This window comes from Streptomyces mexicanus (assembly GCF_902506575.1).
Lineage (GTDB): Bacteria > Actinomycetota > Actinomycetes > Streptomycetales > Streptomycetaceae > Streptomyces > Streptomyces mexicanus.
In genome coordinates, this window is record NZ_LR732544.1 from 2,300,029 (window position 1) to 2,318,321 (window position 18,293).

General features: G+C 73.7%; 16 protein-coding genes. 12 read left to right on the plus strand and 4 right to left on the minus strand.

Going from position 1 to position 18,293, the window contains the following annotated elements; genetic code table 11:
• The 5 genes from sucB to GV126_RS10325 all read left to right on the plus strand — a co-directional run.
• Positions 1–917 (plus strand): 2-oxoglutarate dehydrogenase, E2 component, dihydrolipoamide succinyltransferase (gene sucB, locus GV126_RS10305; RefSeq protein WP_236569941.1); only part of this gene is annotated, 917 nt, incomplete at its 5' end.
• A 230-nt stretch (positions 918–1,147) separates the two neighbouring features.
• The gene (locus GV126_RS10310; RefSeq protein ID WP_028422433.1) at positions 1,148–1,771 is read left to right on the plus strand and encodes a GntR family transcriptional regulator; all 624 of its coding nucleotides are present in this window, start codon (positions 1,148–1,150) and stop codon (positions 1,769–1,771) included.
• Between the two features lie 309 nt (positions 1,772–2,080).
• A complete protein-coding gene (aceE, locus tag GV126_RS10315; protein ID WP_159664634.1) occupies positions 2,081–4,783 on the plus strand; it encodes a pyruvate dehydrogenase (acetyl-transferring), homodimeric type in 2,703 nt (900 codons plus the stop codon).
• 81 nt (positions 4,784–4,864) lie between these two features.
• A complete protein-coding gene (locus tag GV126_RS10320) occupies positions 4,865–5,878 on the plus strand; it encodes a helix-turn-helix transcriptional regulator (protein ID WP_159664636.1) in 1,014 nt (337 codons plus the stop codon).
• Positions 5,879–6,149: 271 nt separating this feature from the next.
• On the plus strand, positions 6,150–6,668 hold the full coding sequence (locus GV126_RS10325) for a DUF4240 domain-containing protein (RefSeq protein WP_159664638.1): 519 nt from the start codon (positions 6,150–6,152) through the stop codon (positions 6,666–6,668).
• Positions 6,669–6,677: 9 nt separating this feature from the next.
• On the opposite strand, the gene GV126_RS36325 is transcribed toward GV126_RS10325, so the two are convergent.
• Complete coding sequence (locus tag GV126_RS36325) at positions 6,678–7,511, minus strand: peptidoglycan recognition protein family protein (RefSeq protein ID WP_419796052.1); 834 nt, start codon at positions 7,509–7,511, stop codon at positions 6,678–6,680.
• Between the two features lie 447 nt (positions 7,512–7,958).
• Here GV126_RS36325 and GV126_RS10335 point away from each other — a divergent pair, with 447 nt between their 5' ends.
• Positions 7,959–9,143, plus strand: a complete 1,185-nt coding sequence (locus GV126_RS10335; protein ID WP_159664640.1) for a MarP family serine protease — start codon at positions 7,959–7,961, stop codon at positions 9,141–9,143.
• Between the two features lie 49 nt (positions 9,144–9,192).
• Here GV126_RS10335 and GV126_RS10340 read toward each other — a convergent pair whose 3' ends face one another.
• Positions 9,193–9,678 carry a GNAT family N-acetyltransferase gene (locus GV126_RS10340; RefSeq protein ID WP_185947788.1) on the minus strand — a complete coding sequence of 162 codons (486 nt, stop codon included), beginning with the start codon at positions 9,676–9,678 and terminating at the stop codon, positions 9,193–9,195.
• Between the two features lie 72 nt (positions 9,679–9,750).
• On the opposite strand from GV126_RS10340, the gene GV126_RS10345 reads away from it, so the two are divergent.
• Together GV126_RS10345 and GV126_RS10350 are read left to right on the plus strand one after the other, a co-directional pair.
• The gene (locus GV126_RS10345) at positions 9,751–10,647 is read left to right on the plus strand and encodes a TIGR01777 family oxidoreductase (protein WP_159664643.1); all 897 of its coding nucleotides are present in this window, start codon (positions 9,751–9,753) and stop codon (positions 10,645–10,647) included.
• 372 nt (positions 10,648–11,019) lie between these two features.
• Entirely contained in the window at positions 11,020–12,429 is a 1,410-nt protein-coding gene (locus GV126_RS10350) for an NAD(P)/FAD-dependent oxidoreductase (protein WP_159664645.1), read from the plus strand.
• Between the two features lie 18 nt (positions 12,430–12,447).
• Here GV126_RS10350 and GV126_RS10355 read toward each other — a convergent pair whose 3' ends face one another.
• Positions 12,448–13,950, minus strand: coding sequence for an NsdA family TPR-like regulatory protein (locus GV126_RS10355; protein WP_159664647.1), 1,503 nt, complete (start codon positions 13,948–13,950; stop codon positions 12,448–12,450).
• A 254-nt stretch (positions 13,951–14,204) separates the two neighbouring features.
• Here GV126_RS10355 and lipB point away from each other — a divergent pair, with 254 nt between their 5' ends.
• The 4 genes from lipB to GV126_RS10375 all read left to right on the plus strand — a co-directional run bounded on the left by lipB (position 14,205) and on the right by GV126_RS10375 (position 17,484).
• Positions 14,205–15,002, plus strand: a complete 798-nt coding sequence (gene lipB / locus GV126_RS10360) for a lipoyl(octanoyl) transferase LipB (RefSeq protein WP_159664649.1) — start codon at positions 14,205–14,207, stop codon at positions 15,000–15,002.
• Positions 15,003–15,223: 221 nt separating this feature from the next.
• Positions 15,224–16,189, plus strand: a complete 966-nt coding sequence (gene lipA / locus GV126_RS10365; RefSeq protein WP_159664651.1) for a lipoyl synthase — start codon at positions 15,224–15,226, stop codon at positions 16,187–16,189.
• 296 nt (positions 16,190–16,485) lie between these two features.
• Complete coding sequence (locus GV126_RS10370) at positions 16,486–16,689, plus strand: SCO2195 family GlnR-regulated protein (protein WP_159664653.1); 204 nt, start codon at positions 16,486–16,488, stop codon at positions 16,687–16,689.
• 93 nt (positions 16,690–16,782) lie between these two features.
• Positions 16,783–17,484: a DUF4191 domain-containing protein gene (locus tag GV126_RS10375; protein ID WP_159664655.1), complete on the plus strand. Its 702-nt coding sequence runs from the start codon at positions 16,783–16,785 to the stop codon at positions 17,482–17,484.
• 326 nt (positions 17,485–17,810) lie between these two features.
• On the opposite strand, the gene GV126_RS10380 is transcribed toward GV126_RS10375, so the two are convergent.
• Positions 17,811–18,278 (minus strand): RDD family protein, encoded by a 468-nt coding sequence (locus tag GV126_RS10380; protein WP_159664657.1) that lies wholly within the window; start codon positions 18,276–18,278, stop codon positions 17,811–17,813.
• Positions 18,279–18,293: the final 15 nt, after the last annotated feature.

Sequence of the window (18,293 nt, forward strand, 5' to 3'; positions counted from 1 at the left end):
ACGTGACCCCGCTGGTGCGCAAGCTCGCCGCCGAGAACGGCGTCGACCTGTCCACCGTCCAGGGCACCGGCGTCGGCGGCCGCATCCGCAAGCAGGACGTCCTGGCCGCCGCCGAGGCCGCCAAGGCCGCCACCGCCGCCCCGGCCCCGGCCGCTCCGGCCGCCGCGAAGAAGGCCCCCGCCCTGGAGGTCTCGCCGCTGCGCGGCCAGACCGTGAAGATGCCGCGGATCCGCAAGGTCATCGGCGACAACATGGTCAAGGCCCTGCAGGAGATGGCCCAGCTGTCGTCGGTCGTCGAGGTCGACGTCACCAAGCTGATGCGGCTGCGCGCGCAGGCCAAGGACTCCTTCGCCGCGCGCGAGGGCGTCAAGCTCTCCCCGATGCCGTTCTTCGTCAAGGCCGCCGCGCAGGCGCTGAAGGCCCACCCGGTCATCAACGCCAAGATCAACGAGGCCGAGGGGACCATCACCTACTTCGACACCGAGAACATCGGTATCGCGGTGGACTCCGAGAAGGGCCTGATGACCCCGGTCATCAAGAACGCCGGTGACCTCAACATCGCCGGCATCGCCAAGGCCACCGCCGACCTGGCGGCCAAGGTCCGCGGCAACAAGATCACGCCGGACGAGCTGGCCGGTGCGACCTTCACCATCTCCAACACCGGTTCGCGCGGCGCGCTGTTCGACACGATCATCGTGCCGCCGGGCCAGGTCGCGATCCTCGGCATCGGCGCCACCGTCAAGCGCCCGGCCGTGATCGAGACCGCGGAGGGCACCGTCATCGGCGTCCGCGACATGGTCTACCTGACCCTGTCCTACGACCACCGCCTGGTGGACGGCGCCGACGCGGCCCGCTACCTGACCGCCGTCAAGGCGATCCTGGAGGCGGGCGAGTTCGAGGTCGAACTCGGCCTGTAACTCCCTCCCGCTGGGCCGGTCCCTCCCCCCAGCGCGCACGGCGGTGCCCCGTCCGGAATCTCCGGGCGGGGCACCGCCGTTTGCCGTTTCTTGGCCAACGGAGCGTGTAAGCCTCGTCTCCCCTGCGTTCAAAGCCCCTGTATGCGCCCTTCCGCCGTGCCCCGGCCCCCGTATTGTCTGTAACGTCAACGCCCCCGCGGGCCGCCTGGGCCCACGCTAAGGAGCCCTCCATGACCGCGCCCGTCGTCCACTCGCTGCGCGAGCAGATCCGCGAGCACATCGTGGAGGGGATCGTCAGCGGTCGCTGGAAGCCGGGCGAGCGGATCGTGGAGCGCCGGATCGCCACCGAGCTGGAGGTCAGCCAGACCCCGGTCCGCGAGGCGCTGCGCGAGCTGGAGTCGCTGCGGCTGATCGAGTCGGCGCCGAACAAGGGCGTGCGGGTGCGCAATCTGACCGCCGCGGACCTGGAGGAGAGCTACCCGGTCCGGGCCGGCCTGGAGGCCATCGCGGCGGAGCTGGCCGCGGAGAGGCTGGCCGAGGACTGCTCGGCCCTGGAACCGCACGTGGCCGCGCTGTACGAGGCCGACCGCCGGGCCGACGGCACGGCGCAGGTGCGGCACACGGTGGCCTTCCACCGCGAACTGGTGCGCGCGGCCGGGAACTCGGTGCTGCTGCACACCTGGGAGGGCCTGGGCATCGAGGTGTTCACGGCGCTGTCGATCCGCTGGCTGGGCACCGTCCAGCAGTCCTACGCCGAGGAGCACGAGGAGCTGGTGCAGGCGTTCCGCCGGCGCGACGAGCGGATCGCGGAACTGGTGAAGGCGCACGTCCTGGGCTGCGCACCCCGCGCCTGACCCGGCCCCGCGCCGCCCACCGGGACGGCTCGGCGCCGCTGTTCGGGCCACTCCGAGCGCTCCCCCGCTCACCTGCGAAAACACATCGAAAACGCGGCACCGGGTGCCCGAATCGAAGGCACCGCGTGCCGACTTTCTCGGAATCGAGAGGTTTTCGCCCTCAACCCTTTGATCGATCATCGATCACGGAGTTACAGTCGCCGACGGGCTCTCACCGGAGCCCTGCGCCCTGTCCTGCCAAAGACCCAAGGGCACCCCCGAACCCTTACGCAGTGAGGGAACCCCCCTTCGACTGAGGAAGGCGGCGACATGACCGACCCCAACGCCATCCAGCCGAGCGAGCTGGACCAGCTCCCGGACCGCGACCCCGAGGAGACCGCCGAATGGCAGGCCTCCCTGGACGCCGTCGCCAAGGCGGCCGGGCCGCACCGTGCCGCGTACCTGATGCGCCGCACGCTGGAGCGCGCGGAGGGCACCGGCGTCGCCCTGCCCAAGCTCCTGGAGACGGACTACGTCAACTCCATCCCGACCGCCGCCGAGCCGGCCGTCCCCGGTGACGAGGCCATGGAGGCCCGGATCACCGCGTGGAACCGGTGGAACGCGGCGGCGATGGTGACCCGCGGCGCGAAGCACGGCGTCGGTGGCCACATCGCCACCTTCGCCTCCGCGGCCTGGCTGTACGAGACCGGCTTCAACCACTTCTTCCGCGGCAAGGAGGGCGACGGCTCCGGCGACCAGCTGTACATCCAGGGCCACGCCTCCCCCGGCATCTACGCCCGCGCCTTCCTGGACGGCCGCCTCACCGAGCAGCACCTGGACAACTTCCGCCAGGAGGCCGGCGGCAACGGCCTGCCGTCCTACCCGCACCCGCGCCGCCTGCCCTGGCTGTGGGAGTTCCCGACCGTCTCCATGGGCCTCGGCCCGATCTCGGCGATCTACCAGGCGCGGTTCAACCGCTACCTGACCAGCCGCGGCATCAAGGACGTCTCGGACTCACACGTGTGGGCGTTCCTCGGCGACGGCGAGATGGACGAGCCGGAGTCCACCACCGCGCTCACCCTGGCCGCGCGCGAGGGCCTGGACAACCTGACCTTCGTCATCAACTGCAACCTGCAGCGCCTGGACGGCCCGGTCCGCGCCAACTTCAAGATCGTGCAGGAGCTGGAGGCGCTGTTCCGCGGCTCCGGCTGGAACGTGATCAAGACGCTGTGGGGCTCCGCCTGGGACGAGCTGTTCGCCCTGGACACCACGGGCGCGCTGGTCCGCCGGCTGCGCGAGGTGCCGGACGCGCAGGTGCAGACGTACCAGACCCGCGACGCCGCCTACATCCGCGAGGACTTCTTCGGCAAGGACCCGGCGCTCGCCGAGATGGCGAAGCTGCTGAGCGACGACAAGATCCTCGAGTGCTTCCACGTCTCGCGCGGCGGCCACGAGCCCCGCAAGGTCTACGCCGCCTACAAGGCCGCCCTGGAGCACAAGGGCGCCCCGACGGTGATCCTGGCCCAGACGGTCAAGGGCCACACCCTCGGTGAGGGCTTCGCCTCCAAGAACGCCAACCACCAGATGAAGAAGCTGACGGTGGAGGAGTTCAAGGCGATGCGCGACCGCCTGGACCTGCCGATCAAGGACAGCGACTTCGTCGACGGCGTCGTCCCCTACGGCCACCCGGGCGCCGACTCCCCCGAGGTCCGCTACCTCCAGGAGCGCCGCGCCGCCCTCGGCGGCCCGGCCCCGGCCCGCCGCGTCCACCCGGTGCCGGCGCTGCCCGCCCCGGCGGAGAAGGCCTTCGCCGCCTTCGACAAGGGCTCCGGCTCGCAGAGCGTGGCCACCACCATGGCGTTCGTCCGCCTGGTCAAGGACCTGGTCCGCGACAAGGAGACCGGCAAGCGCTGGGTGCCGATCGTCCCGGACGAGGCGCGCACCTTCGGCATGGAGTCGCTGTTCCCGTCGCTCGGGATCTACTCGCCCAAGGGCCAGACGTACGAGCCGGTCGACCGCGACCAGCTGATGTACTACAAGGAGGCCACCAACGGCCAGATCCTCAACGAGGGGATCACCGAGGCCGGGTCCATGGCCGACTTCATCGCCGCCTCCACGTCGTACGCGACGCACGGCGAGCCGATGATCCCGTTCTACATCTTCTACTCGATGTTCGGCTGGCAGCGCACCGCCGACCAGATGTGGCAGCTCGGCGACCAGCTCGGCCGCGGCTTCCTCGTCGGCGCCACGGCCGGCCGCACCACGCTGACGGGTGAGGGCCTGCAGCACGCCGACGGCCACTCCCCGGTCATCGCGGCGACCAACCCGGCGGCACTGACGTACGACCCGGCGTTCGCGTACGAGATCGCGGTCATCGTCAAGGAGGGCCTGCGCCGCATGTACGGCGAGGCCGCCGAGGGCGAGGACCAGAACGTCTTCTACTACCTCACCGTCTACAACGAGCCGCTGCCGCAGCCGGCCAAGCCGTCCGGCCTCGGCATCGACGAGGGCATCATCAAGGGCCTGTACCGCTTCAACACGGCGGAGTCGGCGGGTCTGACGGTCCCGGCGAACGCCCCGCGCATCCAGCTGCTGGGCTCGGGCACGGCGATCCACTGGGCGCTGAAGGCCCAGAAGCTGCTCGCCGAGGAGTGGGGCGTGGCCGCCGACGTGTGGTCGGCGACGTCGTGGGGCGAGCTGCGCCGCGACGCCATGGAGGCCGACGCGGCCCTGCTGCGCGGCGAGGAGCGGGTGCCGTACGTACGCCAGGCGCTGCAGGGCGCCGAGGGTCCGGTGCTGGCGGTCTCCGACTACATGCGCCAGGTCCCGGACCAGATCGCGCAGTGGGTCGAGCAGGACTACCCCTCGCTGGGCGCCGACGGCTTCGGTCTGTCGGACCCCCGTGAGGCGGCCCGCCGCCACTTCGGCGTGGACGCCGAGTCGATCGTCGCCGCGGCGCTGGCCCAGCTGGCCCGGCGCGGCGAGGTGAAGGCCTCGGCGGTCAAGGAGGCCCGGGACAAGTACGGCCTGTAAGGGCTGGATCTCGTCCAGGTGAAGGGGCACGGCACTCGCCGTGCCCCTTCGCTGTCGGTGGCCCCCGGCATGATGGGGGCCATGCGTGCCGCCCGCCTGATCAAGATGGTGCTGCTGCTGCAGTCGCGGCAGTCCATGACCGCCGCCGAGCTGGCCCGGGAGCTGGAGGTGTCCGAGCGCACGGTCACGCGGGACGCGCAGGCGCTGTCGGAGGCGGGCGTGCCGGTGTACGCCGACCGGGGGCGGGCCGGCGGGTACCGGCTGGTGGGCGGCTACCGCACGCGGCTGACCGGGCTGGCCCGCGGTGAGGCGGAGGCGCTGTTCCTCAGCGGGGTGCCGGGGGCGCTCAGGGACATGGGCCTGCAGGACGTCGCCTCGGCCGCCCGGCTGAAGGTGTCCGCGGCGCTGCTGCCCTCCCTGCGCGACGCCCCACGCACGGCCGCGCAGCGCTTCCATCTGGACGCCCCGGGCTGGTTCCGGGAGCCGCGGACGCCCGAGCTGCTGCCGGCGGTGGCGGACGCGGGCTGGGACGACCGGCGGATCACCGCGCACTACCGGCGCGGGCCCGAGGAGGAGGTGGTGCGGGTCCTGGAACCGTACGGGCTGGTCCTCAAGGCGGGCGCGTGGTACCTGTGCGCCCGGGTCGCCGGGCAGGACGCGTTCCGGGTGTACCGCCTCGACCGGTTCACGGCCGTCGTCGCAGGCGAGGAGCGGTTCACGCGCGCGCCGGACTTCGACCTGCCCGCCTTCTGGGCGGAGCGCGCCGAGCAGTTCGCCCGGTCCATCCTGCACGCCGAGGTCGTCCTCCGGCTCTCCGAGGCGGGGGCGCGGCGGCTGGTGCACGCCGTGGACCCGGCGGCGGCCCGTCGGGCGCTGGCCGCCGCCGGGCCGCCGGACGAGCACGGCTGGGTGCGGGTGACCCTGCCGGTGGAGTCCGAGGAGGTCGCCCACGAACAGCTGGCCGCGCTCGGCCCGGAGGTGGAGGTGCTGGCGCCCCGGACGCTGCGGGAGCGGGTCGCGGATGACGCGGCACGGCTGGCGGCGCTGTACGGGGCGCGGCCGACGGCGCTGTCCGCGGGGGACGGGCCGGTGTGACGGGCGGAGCGGTCGGCGGCGCCGTGCGCGCGTGACGGGCGGCGCGGCTCGTGGCGCACGTACCGGCGGAATTTCCGTTCCCGTACCCGCGGGACTCCCGGCCCCCGCATCGGCGGATTCCCGGCCCTCGTATCGGCGATTCCCCACCCTCGTGCGGACGGGACCGCCGGTCCACGCGCCGGCGGTGCGCGGCCGGCCGGGCCTCGTGCCCGTAACGATCCGCCGCACTCCGCATGCGGGGTCCGGTTCGAGGGAAGATGCTGGACCCGGGATGGACGAGACGGAGTTCTGGGAACTGATCGACGCCACGCGCGATGCCGCCGAGGGGGACCCCGAGGAGCAGGCCGATCTGCTCGTGCAGCGGTTGCTGGAGTTCGACCCGGAGCAGGTGCTGGACTTCGCCCGTCACTTCGAGTCCCGGTACAACCGCGCCTACCGCTGGGACCTGTGGGGTGCCGCCTGGCTGCTGCTCGACGGGGCGAGCGACGACGCCTTCGACTACTTCCGGTGCTGGCTGATCGGCCAGGGCCGGGACGTCTTCGAGGGAGCCCTGCACGATCCGGACGCGCTGGCCGACCTGCTGGACGACTTCGACGAGGAGATCGACGGCGACGGCGAGGAACTGGGGTACGCGGCCGACGAGGCCTACGAGCAGCTCACCGGCACCGTCGCCCCCGACCTCGGCATCGCCCCCGCCCCCGCCGAACCGGAGGGCACCCCGATCGACTTCGAGGACGACCGCGCCCTCGCCCAGCGCTACCCGCGGCTGTGGGACCGCTTCCGCGAGTAGGACGTTCGCTCACGTCCTGCCCTGGAGCCGGGCCGCCGCCTCACGGAGGGCGGGCAGGCGGACCGTCAACGCCGCGCCGGGGCAGTCGGTGGGGAAGCCGTCCCTGTGCCCGGCGAGGGCGGGCAGCAGGGCGGTCGTGCCGGCCGGGTAGCGGCTGAGCCCGTTGCTGGAGACCAGCGGGACCGAGGCCCGCGGGTCGATCCCCGCCAGGCCGAGCTTCCACGCGGCCAGTGCGGCGATCGCGTGGGTCAGCGCGTGCGGCACCGGTGTGCCGGCCGAGAAGGTCCCGATGACCGCTATCCCCGCGGTGCGGTGGTTGAAGCCCTGGGTGTGGGCGCCGGTGACGGCGCTCGCCACGCCGCCGGCGCGGCCCTCGTAGATCGTGCCGCAGCGGTCGACGAGGAAGTTGTAGCCGATGTCGTCCCAGTGGCGGGCGCCGGTGTGGCCCGCGTACAGGCGGCGGATGATGGCCGGGGTGTCGGAGCAGGCGTAGTCGTTGGGCGAGTCGGTGTGGTGCAGGAAGAGCGCGACGACCTTGTCGTCGTAGCGCGCGGGCGGCTGCGGGCGCCGGGACGCGGCGTCCAGCCAGACCTCGCGCGGCAGGATGCGCGGCCGGGGCGCGTGGTGTGCCGCCACGGCCGCCTGGGGCGCGTCGGCGGACAGCAGGTCCCCGGGCCGGCCCGCCGGCGCGTGGCCGATGCCCCGCGCGCCGGCCGCCAGCGCGCCGACCACGGCGGCCACCGGCAGACAGCACAGCAGGGCCACGACCGCGTGCTTGGCCCCGGCCGGACGGCGGCGGGCCGCGGCGGCCGGCCACGGCCACCGGACCCCGGTCCGGCGCACGGCCGCTCCCGCACGGCGCAGGGGAGTGCGCGCCCGGCGCCCGGCCGCTCGGGCCCGGCCCAGGGCAGCTCGGGTCCGGCCCAGGGCAGCTCGGGTCCGGCCCAGGGCAGCTCGGGTCCGGCCCAGGGCAGTTCGTGTCCGGCCGAGGGCGGTGCCTGCTCGGCGCAGGGCGGATCGCGGTCGGCGCGAGGTGGATTCCGGTCGGTCTGGGGCGGGTTCCGGTCGGCGCCGGGCGCGGTCCGCTCTTCCCACAGCAGGCATGCCCTCACTGTCGCCGCCATCCGCCGCGTCCGCGATGTGTGCTGTGCCACCCGGTGGAACCATCGTCCTGGTCCAGGACGTTTCTGGTGGTACACGTACACGTGACCGGTTCCCGGATCCGCGTGCGCGTGGCTGATCGCCGGGTCCGTCCCGCTCACCCTGGGGCCCGAGAGAAAGGCGGCATGTGTGGACCTGCTCGACCTCGTGCTGTTGCTGGTGATCGTGGTGTACACGGTGTCCGGCTACCGGCGCGGACTGCTGGCCGGCTGTGTCTCGCTGGCCGGGTTCGTGGGCGGTGCGGTCGTCGGCGTGTGGGTGCTGCCGTGGGTGATGGACCTCGTCACGCGCGGGACGACGACGGCGACGGTCACGGCCGTGCTGACGGTGCTGGTACCGGCGGTGGTGGGGCACGAGTTGGCGGGGCGGCTGGCGCTGCTGCTGCGGCGGGAGCTGGACCACGGGCCGCTGCGGGTGGCCGACGGGATCGGCGGGGCCGCCGCCAACGCGGTGGCGGTGCTGATCGTGGCCTGGGTGGCCGCCAGCGTGCTGGGCGCCTCCTCCTCACCGCCGGTGACGTCGGCGATACGCGACTCCCGGCTGCTGGGCGCGGTGCAGGACGCGATGCCGGACACCACGCCGTCCTGGTTCTCGCGGGCCACCAACGCGCTGACCGAGGCCGGGTTCCCGCAGGTCTTCAACCCGTTCGAGAACGAGCCCGCGGCGGGCGTGGCCCGGCCCTCCGGGGACAGTGTGACCCCGAGCGCGACGGACGCCGCCCGGCTGAGCACGGTGAAGATCGAGGGCGTCGCGGGCAACCAGGGCCGCGAGGGCACCGGTTTCGTCTACGCGAGCCGGCACGTGATGACCAACGCGCACGTGGTGGCGGGCATCGACGCCCCGACCGTGCAGATCGGCGGGAGCGGGCACTCCTACGAGGCGCGGGTGGTGCTCTTCGACCCGGACCGGGACGTGGCCGTGCTCTACGTCCCCGGGCTGCGCGCCCCCGCCCTGCGCTTCGACGGCACCGCCGAGCGCGGCGCGGCCGCGGTGGTCGCGGGCTACCCGCAGGACGGCGGGCTGAACCTCCAGGCGGCCACGGTCGCGGGCCGGATCCGGGCGACGGGGCAGAACATCTACAACGACGCCACGGTCACCCGCGAGATCTACTCGATCCGCTCCACCGTCCGCCCCGGCAACTCCGGCGGCCCTCTGCTGACCACCGACGGCCGGGTCTACGGGGTGATCTTCGCCCGCTCCACCTCCGACCGTGAGACGGGCTACGCCCTGACGGCGGCCGAGGTCGCCGCGGACGCCCGGCAGGCCGCGGGCGCCACGACACCGGTGGACACGGGGCCGCTGGTCGCGGGGTGAGCCCGGCCGCCCGGCGCACACCGGCGCACTGCGCGCGCCGCCGCCCGGCTCACAGCGCGCGGCCCATGAACACGTCGTCGACGTACTTCCCGTCCAGCAGGAACTCCTCCGGCAGGATGCCCTCCACCACGAACCCCTCGGACGCGTACAGCGCGCGGGCCGGGGCGTTGTGCCCGAGCACCCGCAGGGTCAGGCGCCGCGCTCCCTGCCGCCGGGCCTCGTCCCGCGCGGCCCGCAGCAGCGCCCGGGCGACGCCCGCGCCGCGGGCCTCCTCCGCGACGGCCAGCCCCCGGATCTGCCGGACGTGCGCGTTGCACGCCAGCGGGGTGGCCCGGCCCAGCCGCAGGTAGCCGACGACCGTGCCGTCCAGCTCGGCGACGAGGATCTCCTCGGGCCCGGACCGCTCGGTGAAGAACGGCTCGTCCGGCTCGGGGCGGGGCTGCACGGCGTGCAGCGGGGACCACACGGCCCGGTCGAGCCGGGCCAGCGGCCCGTCGTCGGCGAGTGTGGCGGGACGTATGCGCAGATCGGGCATGACGCTCACTCTACGGCCCGCTCGGGCGCGGTCCGCAGGGGTTTTCCGGGGCGGGGCGGGCAGGATGGGCGCATGGAACGTGCACGCGTCGCGGTGGCCGGTGCCTCCGGACTGATCGGCAGCGCTCTGGTGCGGTCCCTGGCCGCGGACGGACACCACGTGGTGCGCCTGGTGCGCCGCTCGGCCCGTGGCGCGGACGAGGTCTGCTGGGACCCCGAGAACCAGTACGTGGACGCGGCGGGGCTCGCCGGGGGCGACGCCGTGGTGAACCTGGCGGGCGCCGGGGTGGGCGACCACCGCTGGACGGAGGCGGACAAGAAGAAGCTCCGGGACAGCCGGGGGCTCGGCACGGCGGCGCTCGCCGAGGCCCTCGCCGGACTCGACACCCCGCCGCGGGTCTTCGTCAGCGGCAGCGCGATCGGCTTCTACGGCGACACCGGCGACAGGACCGTGAACGAGGACGCGCCGCCCGGGGACGGGTTCCTCGCCCGGTTGTGCGTGGAGTGGGAGGAGGCCGCGGCCCCGGCGCAGGAGGCGGGCGTGCGGACGGTGTTCGCGCGCACCGGTCTGGTGGTGACCCGTCAGGGCGGGGCGTGGGGACGGCTGTTCCCGCTGTTCCGGGCCGGGCTGGGCGGACGGCTGGGCGACGGGCGGCAGTACTGGTCGTTCATCGCGCTGCACGACGAGGTCGCGGCGCTGCGCCATCTCATCGACACCGACGGCCTGTCGGGACCGGTCAACCTCACCGCCCCCGAGCCGCTGACGAACGCGCAGATCACCGCGGTGATGGGCCGGGTGCTGCGCCGGCCGACGCCGCTGCCGGTGCCGGCGCCGGTGCTGCGGGCGGCGCTCGGGGAGATGGCGGGGGACGTGCTGGGCAGCGCGCGGGTGGTGCCCGAGCGCCTGGTGGAGTCGGGGTTCTCGTTCGCGTTCCCGGGGATCGAGGACGCCCTGCGGGCGGCCCTGTGACGGACGGGTACCGGGCCGTACGTGCGGCCTGTGACGGACCGGCACCACCCGGGCGCGACGTGCTGACGGCTCCCTGAGCGGTGCGCCGGAACCCCTGGGTGATACGCCCACCGGCCTGAGCGATGTGCCGGAACCCCCGGGTGACGCGCCGACAGCTCCCCGGGCGATGCGCCCACCGCGCCCTGGGTGACGTACCGAGGCCGCTCCGCGAAACATTGCGACCGTATGCGACCGCCGTGCGACCGTGCCCTGTCGATGCGCGACTGCACCCGACCGATCAGGGCGCCCTAACCTCGACGCGAACTCGGGTATTCCTCAAGCCGGTCGAGGGCATCACCCCTGCACCGGTCGCGCAACCTCGAGGAGGGGCACGTGCTTGAGCCCGCGTACCAGGTGGATGTCGTCGTGGTGGGGGCCGGGGTCGCCGGGCTCTTCGCGGCGCATCGGCTGACCAGCGCAGGAGTAACGACCGCAGTCCTGGAAGCCGCCCCGTGGGTGGGCGGCCGCATGTCGACGGAGAAGGTGGACGGGTTCCGCCTCGACCGGATCGGGCAGTTGCTGCTCACCTCGTATCCGGAGCTGACCCACGGCCCGGGACTGGAGGCGCTCGTGCTGCGCCCCTTCGCGCCGGGGGTCCTGCTGCACAGCGACGGACGCCACCACCGCGCGGGCGCCCCGGCGGGCAGCGGGGGCGCACGGAGCGCACTGAACGCTGTGCGCGCCCTCGCAAGCGCCCCCCGGTCGTCCGCGGCGCTCCCCCGGGCGTTCGTCCCCGAGACCGCACCACCGGCGCGGACCGGCCGCCCGGTGCCGTCCGACCGGGTCCAGCCGTTCGGCATCGGCACGCCGCTGCGGCTGCGCGCCGCGCTGGCCCGCCTGGCCGCCACGCCGGTCGAACGCCTGCTGGCCCGCCCGGAGCTGCCGGCCGGCGAGGCGCTGGCGGCGCGCGGGCTGCCGCCCCGGACCGTGGACGGTTTCCTGCGTCCGCTGCTGGCCGCCCTGCTGTGCGACCCGGACCTCACCAGCTCCAGCCGGTGCGCGGACCTCGCGCTGCGCGCCTTCGCCGGCGGCCGGCTGTGCCTGCCGGAGGGCGGCGCGGACGTCCTGCCGGAGCTGCTGGCCGCCGCGCTGCCGACCGGCACGGTGCACACCGGCGTCCGGGTCACCTCGGTGTCCACCACCAGGGTGACCACCGCCGAGCACGGCGAGATCCGCTGCCGTGCCGTGCTGGTCGCCACCGACGCGCGCGCCGCCGCCGACCTGCTGCCGGGGCTGCGGGTGCCGGACTTCCACCCGGTGACGGTGGTGCACCACACCACGGAGGACGCGCCGGACACCGGCGGGCACCTGCTGCTCGACGCCGACCGCTCGGGGCCGGTCGCGCACGCGGCGGTGATCAGCCGCGTCGATCCCTCGCGCGCGCCCGTCGGCCGGGCCCTGGTGTCGTCGACGGTGCTGGGGACGCCGCCGGCCGACGTCGACACCGCCGTACGCCGTCACCTCGGCCGTCTGTACGGCACCTCGACCGCGCGCTGGGAGACGCTCGCCGTGCACCACACCCCCGAGGCGGTGCCCGCCATGCGGCCCCCGCACGACCTGCGGCGTCCCGTCCGACTCCTGGCGGGCCTGTACGTCTGCGGCGACCACCGCGACACCAGCACCGTCCAGGGCGCCCTGCACTCGGCCCACCGTGCCGCCTCCGCCCTGCTGGCGGACCTGGGCGCGGGCCGCTCCCTGCACCGCGCGGACCCGGCCGCCACCCCCGCGCGGGCGGCGGCCTGAGCCGCCGGCGGCTGTCCGTCAGCCCAGGGCCGCGACCTTGTCGCGGTAGGTGCGCACCGCCGTCGCGTCCTTGTGGGGTTCCAGGCGGCGTTCGAAGTCCTGGACGTACTCGTGGGCGCGCACCGAACGCATGTCGGCGGCCTGGGCGGCCGCCTCGGCGCCCAGGCGGCAGGCCTGGTCGAGGTCGCCCAGGCCGAGGCGCGCGGTGGCCAGGACGACGCGGCAGAACAGCCGGCTGCGGGCGTACGCCGGGGCGCGCAACTGCAGCGCGCGCTCGGCGTGCTGGGCGGCGGCGCGGTACTGCTGCAGGTCGCGGTGGCAGTGCGCGAACTCCTCGCTGAGGTGGCCCTCGTCGAAGGAGCGTGCCCAGCAGGGCGCCTCGTCTCCGGGCCCGGCGCTCTCCAGGGCGCGTTCGGCGCGCACCAGGGAGGCCGTGCACGCGCGCACCTCACCGAGGACGGCGTGCCCGCGTGCCTCGGCGGCGTGCAGCATCGCCTGCACCACCGGCGGGACGGAGCCGCCGAGCCCCTGCTGGGCCACCCGGGCGAGCTGGACCGCCTCCCGGCCGTGCGCGAGGTAGACGGCCTGCCGGCTCATGGTGACCAGGACGTACGCCCCGTAGGGGCGGTCGCCCGCCGCCTGGGCCAGCCGCAGCGCCTGCACGAAATACCGCTGGGCGAGCCCGTGGGCGGCGATGTCGTACGAGGTCCAGCCGGCCAGCCGGGTCAGGTCGGCGGCGGCCGCGAAGAGCCGGCGGCCGGTCTGCTCGCCGTAGACGCCGCGCAGCATCGGCTCGCACTCGTGCTCCAGGTAGCGCACGAGGGCCTGCCGGGCGTGCCCGCCGCCGTACATGTCGTCCAGGGCGCGGAACAGCTCGCCGACCGACCGCAGCGCGGCGATGTCGCCGGCGGTGACCCGCTGGCCCGCCTCCCGCTCGCTGCGGTCGCGCTCGGCGCGCCCGCGCTGGCGGGGCACCCCGCCCACCGGCGGCCTGCCGCCGGCGAGCGGCCCTGCGCCGTCCGGGCGGCCCTGGGCGGGGACCCGCGCGGCCGACGGCTGCGGCTCGCCGCGGGCGACTCGGTCGTCGGCCCGTCCGATCAGCCAGTCCCGGCTGGGCACGACGAGCCCGGCCGGGGTGAAGGCGATCTTGCGCAGTTCGGCGTGGCTGCCGGAGTCCTTGCGCCACAGCCCGCCGACGATGTCGACGGCCTCCTCGGGGGTGGCGGCGAATTCGAGCCCGGCGTACACCGGCGCGCAGGCGTCCAGGCCGAGGTCCTGGGCGGTCAGGCGGCGGCCGAGGCGGCGGGTGAAGACCTCGGCGATCAGGGCGGGTGTGGTGCCCCGGGGCTGCTGGCCGCGCAGCCAGCGGGTGACCGAGGTCTTGTCGTATCTCAGGTCCAGCCCGTGTTCGAGGCCGAGCTGGTCCACGCGACGGGCCAGACCTGCGTTGGAGAACCCCGCTTCTGCGATGAGCGCGGCGAGCTGGCGGTTGGGGGTGCGCTGCGCGGGTCGTTCCGTCATCTGCGGTGCGGTCTCCTGCCTTACGGGCAGCCACGCGGCCGCGTGGTGCCCGGATTGCCTGTGAGCAGCCCTGATGGCCTCATGAACGGCGTGAATGTAGCGGAGAGTGAGCGCCCGACTGCGACCTTGGCGCGGCATTCATCCGATCGTGTGAGGATTGCCCCCCTGGGCTGACGCATGGCGGCCGGTCGCACCGGTCGTACAGTGGCGTGGGCACGTTTCGTGCCTTACGACCTTCCAGGGAGGCGCTTGCCGTGAGTGAGTTGCGGTTCGTCCGCATGGGATTCGGTGCCGAGGCCGTGGAGTACCAGGCGGCCTGGGACGAGCAGCGCCGCGTGCACGCGGCCCGGTTCGCGGACGAGGTCCCCGACACCGTGCTGCTCCTGGAGCATCCCCCGGTCTACACCGCCGGGCGGCGCACGGAGGACAGCGAGCGCCCGCTGGACGGCACCCCCGTCATCGACGTGGACCGCGGCGGCAAGATCACCTGGCACGGTCCGGGCCAGCTGGTCGGCTACCCCATCCAGAAGCTCCCCCGCCCGGTGGACGTGGTCGCGCACGTGCGCCGCCTGGAGGAGGCGCTGATCCGCACCTGCGCGGAGTTCGGCCTCGAGACCACCCGGGTCGAGGGCCGCAGCGGCGTGTGGGTGCTCGGCGACCCGGTCGAGCAGCGGCCCTCGCTCGGCGGGCTCTCCCTCGACTTCGACCCGCGCCTGAACGACGAGGAGTTCGACCCGCGGCTCAACGGCCCGGAGTACGCCCCGTCCAACGCCGGGCAGCGCCGCGAGGACCGCAAGATCGCCCAGATCGGCATCCGCGTGGCCAAGGGCGTCACCATGCACGGCTTCTCGTTCAACGTGAACCCCGACATGAAGTGGTTCGACCGCATCATCCCGTGCGGCATCCGCGACGCGGGCGTCACCTCGCTGGCCGCCGAGCTGGGCCGGGAGATCACCATCGCCGAGGTGCTGCCGGTGGTCGAGCGCCACCTGCGCGACATCCTGGAGAACGCCGAGCTGAAGCCGCGCGTGATCGAGAAGGCGACCGCCTGAACCGCGCCCGGTGAGGCCGGCCGCCCCCTGGACCGGGCGGCCCGCCGGCCACCGGCCACCTCCCGGACGGCGCCCGGTGGGGCGGACGCCGCCCGCCGGCGAGTCCCCGCTCGGCGGGCGGGAATGATCTCCCGGTTCCGCAGGTTGGCCTCACCGGCAGGGCGCATCACACACGGGCGTACGCTGGGTACGCCGAAGAATCGAAGCTACAGGGAGCCGACGTGTCCGCAGTCGCACCCGACGGACGCAAGTTGCTGCGCCTGGAGGTCCGCAACAGCCAGACCCCCATCGAGCGCAAGCCCGAGTGGATCAAGACCCGGGCGAAAATGGGTCCCGAGTACACGAAGATGCAGAACCTCGTGAAGAGCGAGGGCCTGCACACGGTCTGCCAGGAAGCCGGCTGCCCGAACATCTACGAGTGCTGGGAGGACCGCGAGGCCACCTTCCTCATCGGCGGCGACCAGTGCACCCGGCGCTGCGACTTCTGCCAGATCGACACCGGCAAGCCCGAGGCCCTGGACCGCGACGAGCCGCGCCGCGTGGGCGAGTCGGTGGTCACGATGGACCTGAACTACGCCACCATCACCGGCGTCGCCCGCGACGACCTCGACGACGGCGGCGCCTGGCTGTACGCGGAGACCGTCCGCCAGATCCACCGGCAGACCGCGCACCGCGAGGGCGGCCGCACCAAGGTCGAGCTGCTGGCCCCCGACTTCAACGCGGTGCCCGAGCAGCTGGCGGAGGTCTTCGAGTCCCGCCCGGAGGTCTTCGCGCACAACGTCGAGACGGTGCCGCGGATCTTCAAGCGGATCCGCCCCGGCTTCCGCTACGAGCGCTCCCTGAAGGTCATCACCGAGGCGCGCGACTTCGGCCTGGTCACCAAGTCCAACCTGATCCTCGGCATGGGCGAGACCCGCGAGGAGGTCAGCGAGGCGCTCAAGCAGCTGCACGACGCGGGCTGCGAGCTGGTCACCATCACCCAGTACCTGCGTCCGAGCGTGCGCCACCACCCGGTGGAGCGCTGGGTGAAGCCGCAGGAGTTCGTGGAGCTGAAGGAGGAGGCCGAGCAGATCGGCTTCTCGGGCGTGATGTCCGGACCGCTGGTACGGTCCTCCTACCGTGCCGGCCGGCTGTACCAGATGGCGATCGAGAAGCGCGGCGCCTTCGTCGCCGCCCAGGCCGTCTGATCCCGGCCGCCGCAGCCTGACCCCCCCGTCACCCGCCGTGCCCCGCAGCGCGGCGGGTGACGCTGTGAATTCGCACACCAGAAGCTACCCTTGGGTAACGACCGATACGACGCGGTCCCGACCGTCACCGCAGATGAGGGCGCCCGTCAGGACCGCGTCAGCCGTTCGGCCCGCGGCATCGGGGTTTCATCGGGGTTTGACCGACTGGTCACGCCCTGGTAACACCAGTCAGTGACCCTGGAATCACACCGCGTACCCACGTACACCGGAAGCCGTTGCAAGGGGGGCCCTCCACCATGCAGGCCGCGCACGTTCGCGCCACCGCCATCCCGTCGTTCACCGACGCACTCCGGGCGGTCGAGTCGCTGCTCCTGAGAGGCGGCCAGCGCACCGCCCGCCGCAACGCCTGGACCTCCGTCCTGGAGGACCGCCGCCGGGCCAAGGACCGCATCGAGGCCCAGCGGGTCCTCGACCAGTTCGCCACCGCCGCCCAGCGCTGACAGAACCGTTTCCGCACCCGGCCGGGCAGCGGCCCAGCCCACCACGGGCACTGCCGTTCTCGGCCACTCGCCGGGCCACGTAGACTTCGTGGCATGGCGAGGAAGGAAACCGCAGCCGAGGCTGCCAACCCGGGGCGACTGAAACAGATCGCCCTGACCTACAAGATGACCCGCAAGGTCGATCCGAAGATCGGCCTCGTACTCGCGGCGGTCGGCATCGTCGTCTTCGGTGTCCTCCTCGGCATCGGCTTCGCGATCGGCCACCCTGTCTACCTGGGCATCCTGGGCTTCCTGCTCGCCTTCCTCGCGATGGCGATCGTCTTCGGCCGCCGGGCCGAGCGGGCCGCCTTCGGGCAGATGGAGGGCCAGCCGGGCGCGGCGGCCGCGGTGCTGGACAACGTCGGCCGCGGCTGGACGGTCACCCCGGCCGTCGCCATGAACCGCAGCCAGGACGTGGTGCACCGCGCGGTCGGCAAGGCCGGCATCGTCCTGGTCGCCGAGGGCAACCCGAACCGGGTGAAGTCCCTGCTCGCCGCCGAGAAGAAGAAGATGAACCGCATCGTGGCCGACGTCCCGGTGCACGATGTGATCGTCGGCACCGGCGAGGGCCAGGTCGAGCTGAAGAAGCTGCGCACGACCATGCTGAAGTTCCCGCGCGTGCTGACCGGCCCGCAGGTCACCGCCACCAACGACCGGCTGCGCGCCCTGGGCGACCTGATGACCAACATGCCGCTGCCCAAGGGACCGCTGCCCAAGGGCATGCGCATGCCGAAGGGCGGCCCGCGGATCCGCTAGCGGCCGCACTCGGCACTCCCCGCGTACGGCGATGGGGGCGCCCCTGGAGAGATCCGGGGCGCCCCCATCGTCGTACGCGCACTCCTGAGCCCGGCGCGAGGGGCGCGGTCCCTGGGGGGACCGCCCCGGGCCTCGGGCCGGGTGGGCGGCTGGGGCGTGTTTCGAAAGTAGCGTCGTCCGCCCGGAGGGCGGGGCCCGCGGCGTCTGGCGCGGTGCATCGCACGGCGGAGGGTCGTCCGCGTACGGGGCGTACGCGGACGAGCCCGACAACGCGACGAGGTGCCGTGCCAGGCGTCGCGGGCCAGACGGGACTTTCGAAACACGCCCTAGATCCGCACCTCCACCGTGCCCGCCAGCCGGTCGTGCAGGCCGCGGCCGTCGCGGTCCCAGATCAGCGCGGGGACGGCGATGCACAGCAGGACCGTGCGCAGCAGGGCCCGCCAGGGCTGCACCCCGCCGGTGCGCAGGGCGACCACGCGCAGGCCGAACAGGCGCTTGCCGGGGGTGCAGCCGATGGTGCCGACGGTCAGCACGCCGAGCACGAAGAAGATGAGCAGCGCCCAGTTGCCGGTCGCCTGCTGGTAGCCATGCGTGATCAGGCCGTATGCGATCAGCATGCACAGGCACCAGTCGACGGCGATGGCGCCCAGCCGCCTCCCCGGGCGGGCGATGGAGCCCGGCCCGTGCTCCGGAAGCCCCAGTCGTTCGCCCCGGTAACCGAGGTCGGCGCCGGCGTCCTCCATGGCCGCGCGCGGCCCCGACAGCCACGATCCCACTGCTTGCCTGTTGTCCACCCGTCCACGGTACTG

Coding starts and splice junctions, on each gene's coding strand:
- GV126_RS10370 (WP_159664653.1), top strand. CDS start 16,486: ATGCAGGCCGCGCACGTTCGCGCCACCGCCATCCCGTCGTTCACCGAC.
- GV126_RS10310 (WP_028422433.1), top strand. CDS start 1,148: ATGACCGCGCCCGTCGTCCACTCGCTGCGCGAGCAGATCCGCGAGCAC.
- GV126_RS10375 (WP_159664655.1), top strand. CDS start 16,783: ATGGCGAGGAAGGAAACCGCAGCCGAGGCTGCCAACCCGGGGCGACTG.
- aceE (WP_159664634.1), top strand. CDS start 2,081: ATGACCGACCCCAACGCCATCCAGCCGAGCGAGCTGGACCAGCTCCCG.
- GV126_RS10355 (WP_159664647.1), bottom strand. CDS start 13,950: ATGACGGAACGACCCGCGCAGCGCACCCCCAACCGCCAGCTCGCCGCG.
- GV126_RS10345 (WP_159664643.1), top strand. CDS start 9,751: ATGGAACGTGCACGCGTCGCGGTGGCCGGTGCCTCCGGACTGATCGGC.
- GV126_RS10325 (WP_159664638.1), top strand. CDS start 6,150: ATGGACGAGACGGAGTTCTGGGAACTGATCGACGCCACGCGCGATGCC.
- GV126_RS10340 (WP_185947788.1), bottom strand. CDS start 9,678: ATGCCCGATCTGCGCATACGTCCCGCCACACTCGCCGACGACGGGCCG.
- GV126_RS10320 (WP_159664636.1), top strand. CDS start 4,865: ATGCGTGCCGCCCGCCTGATCAAGATGGTGCTGCTGCTGCAGTCGCGG.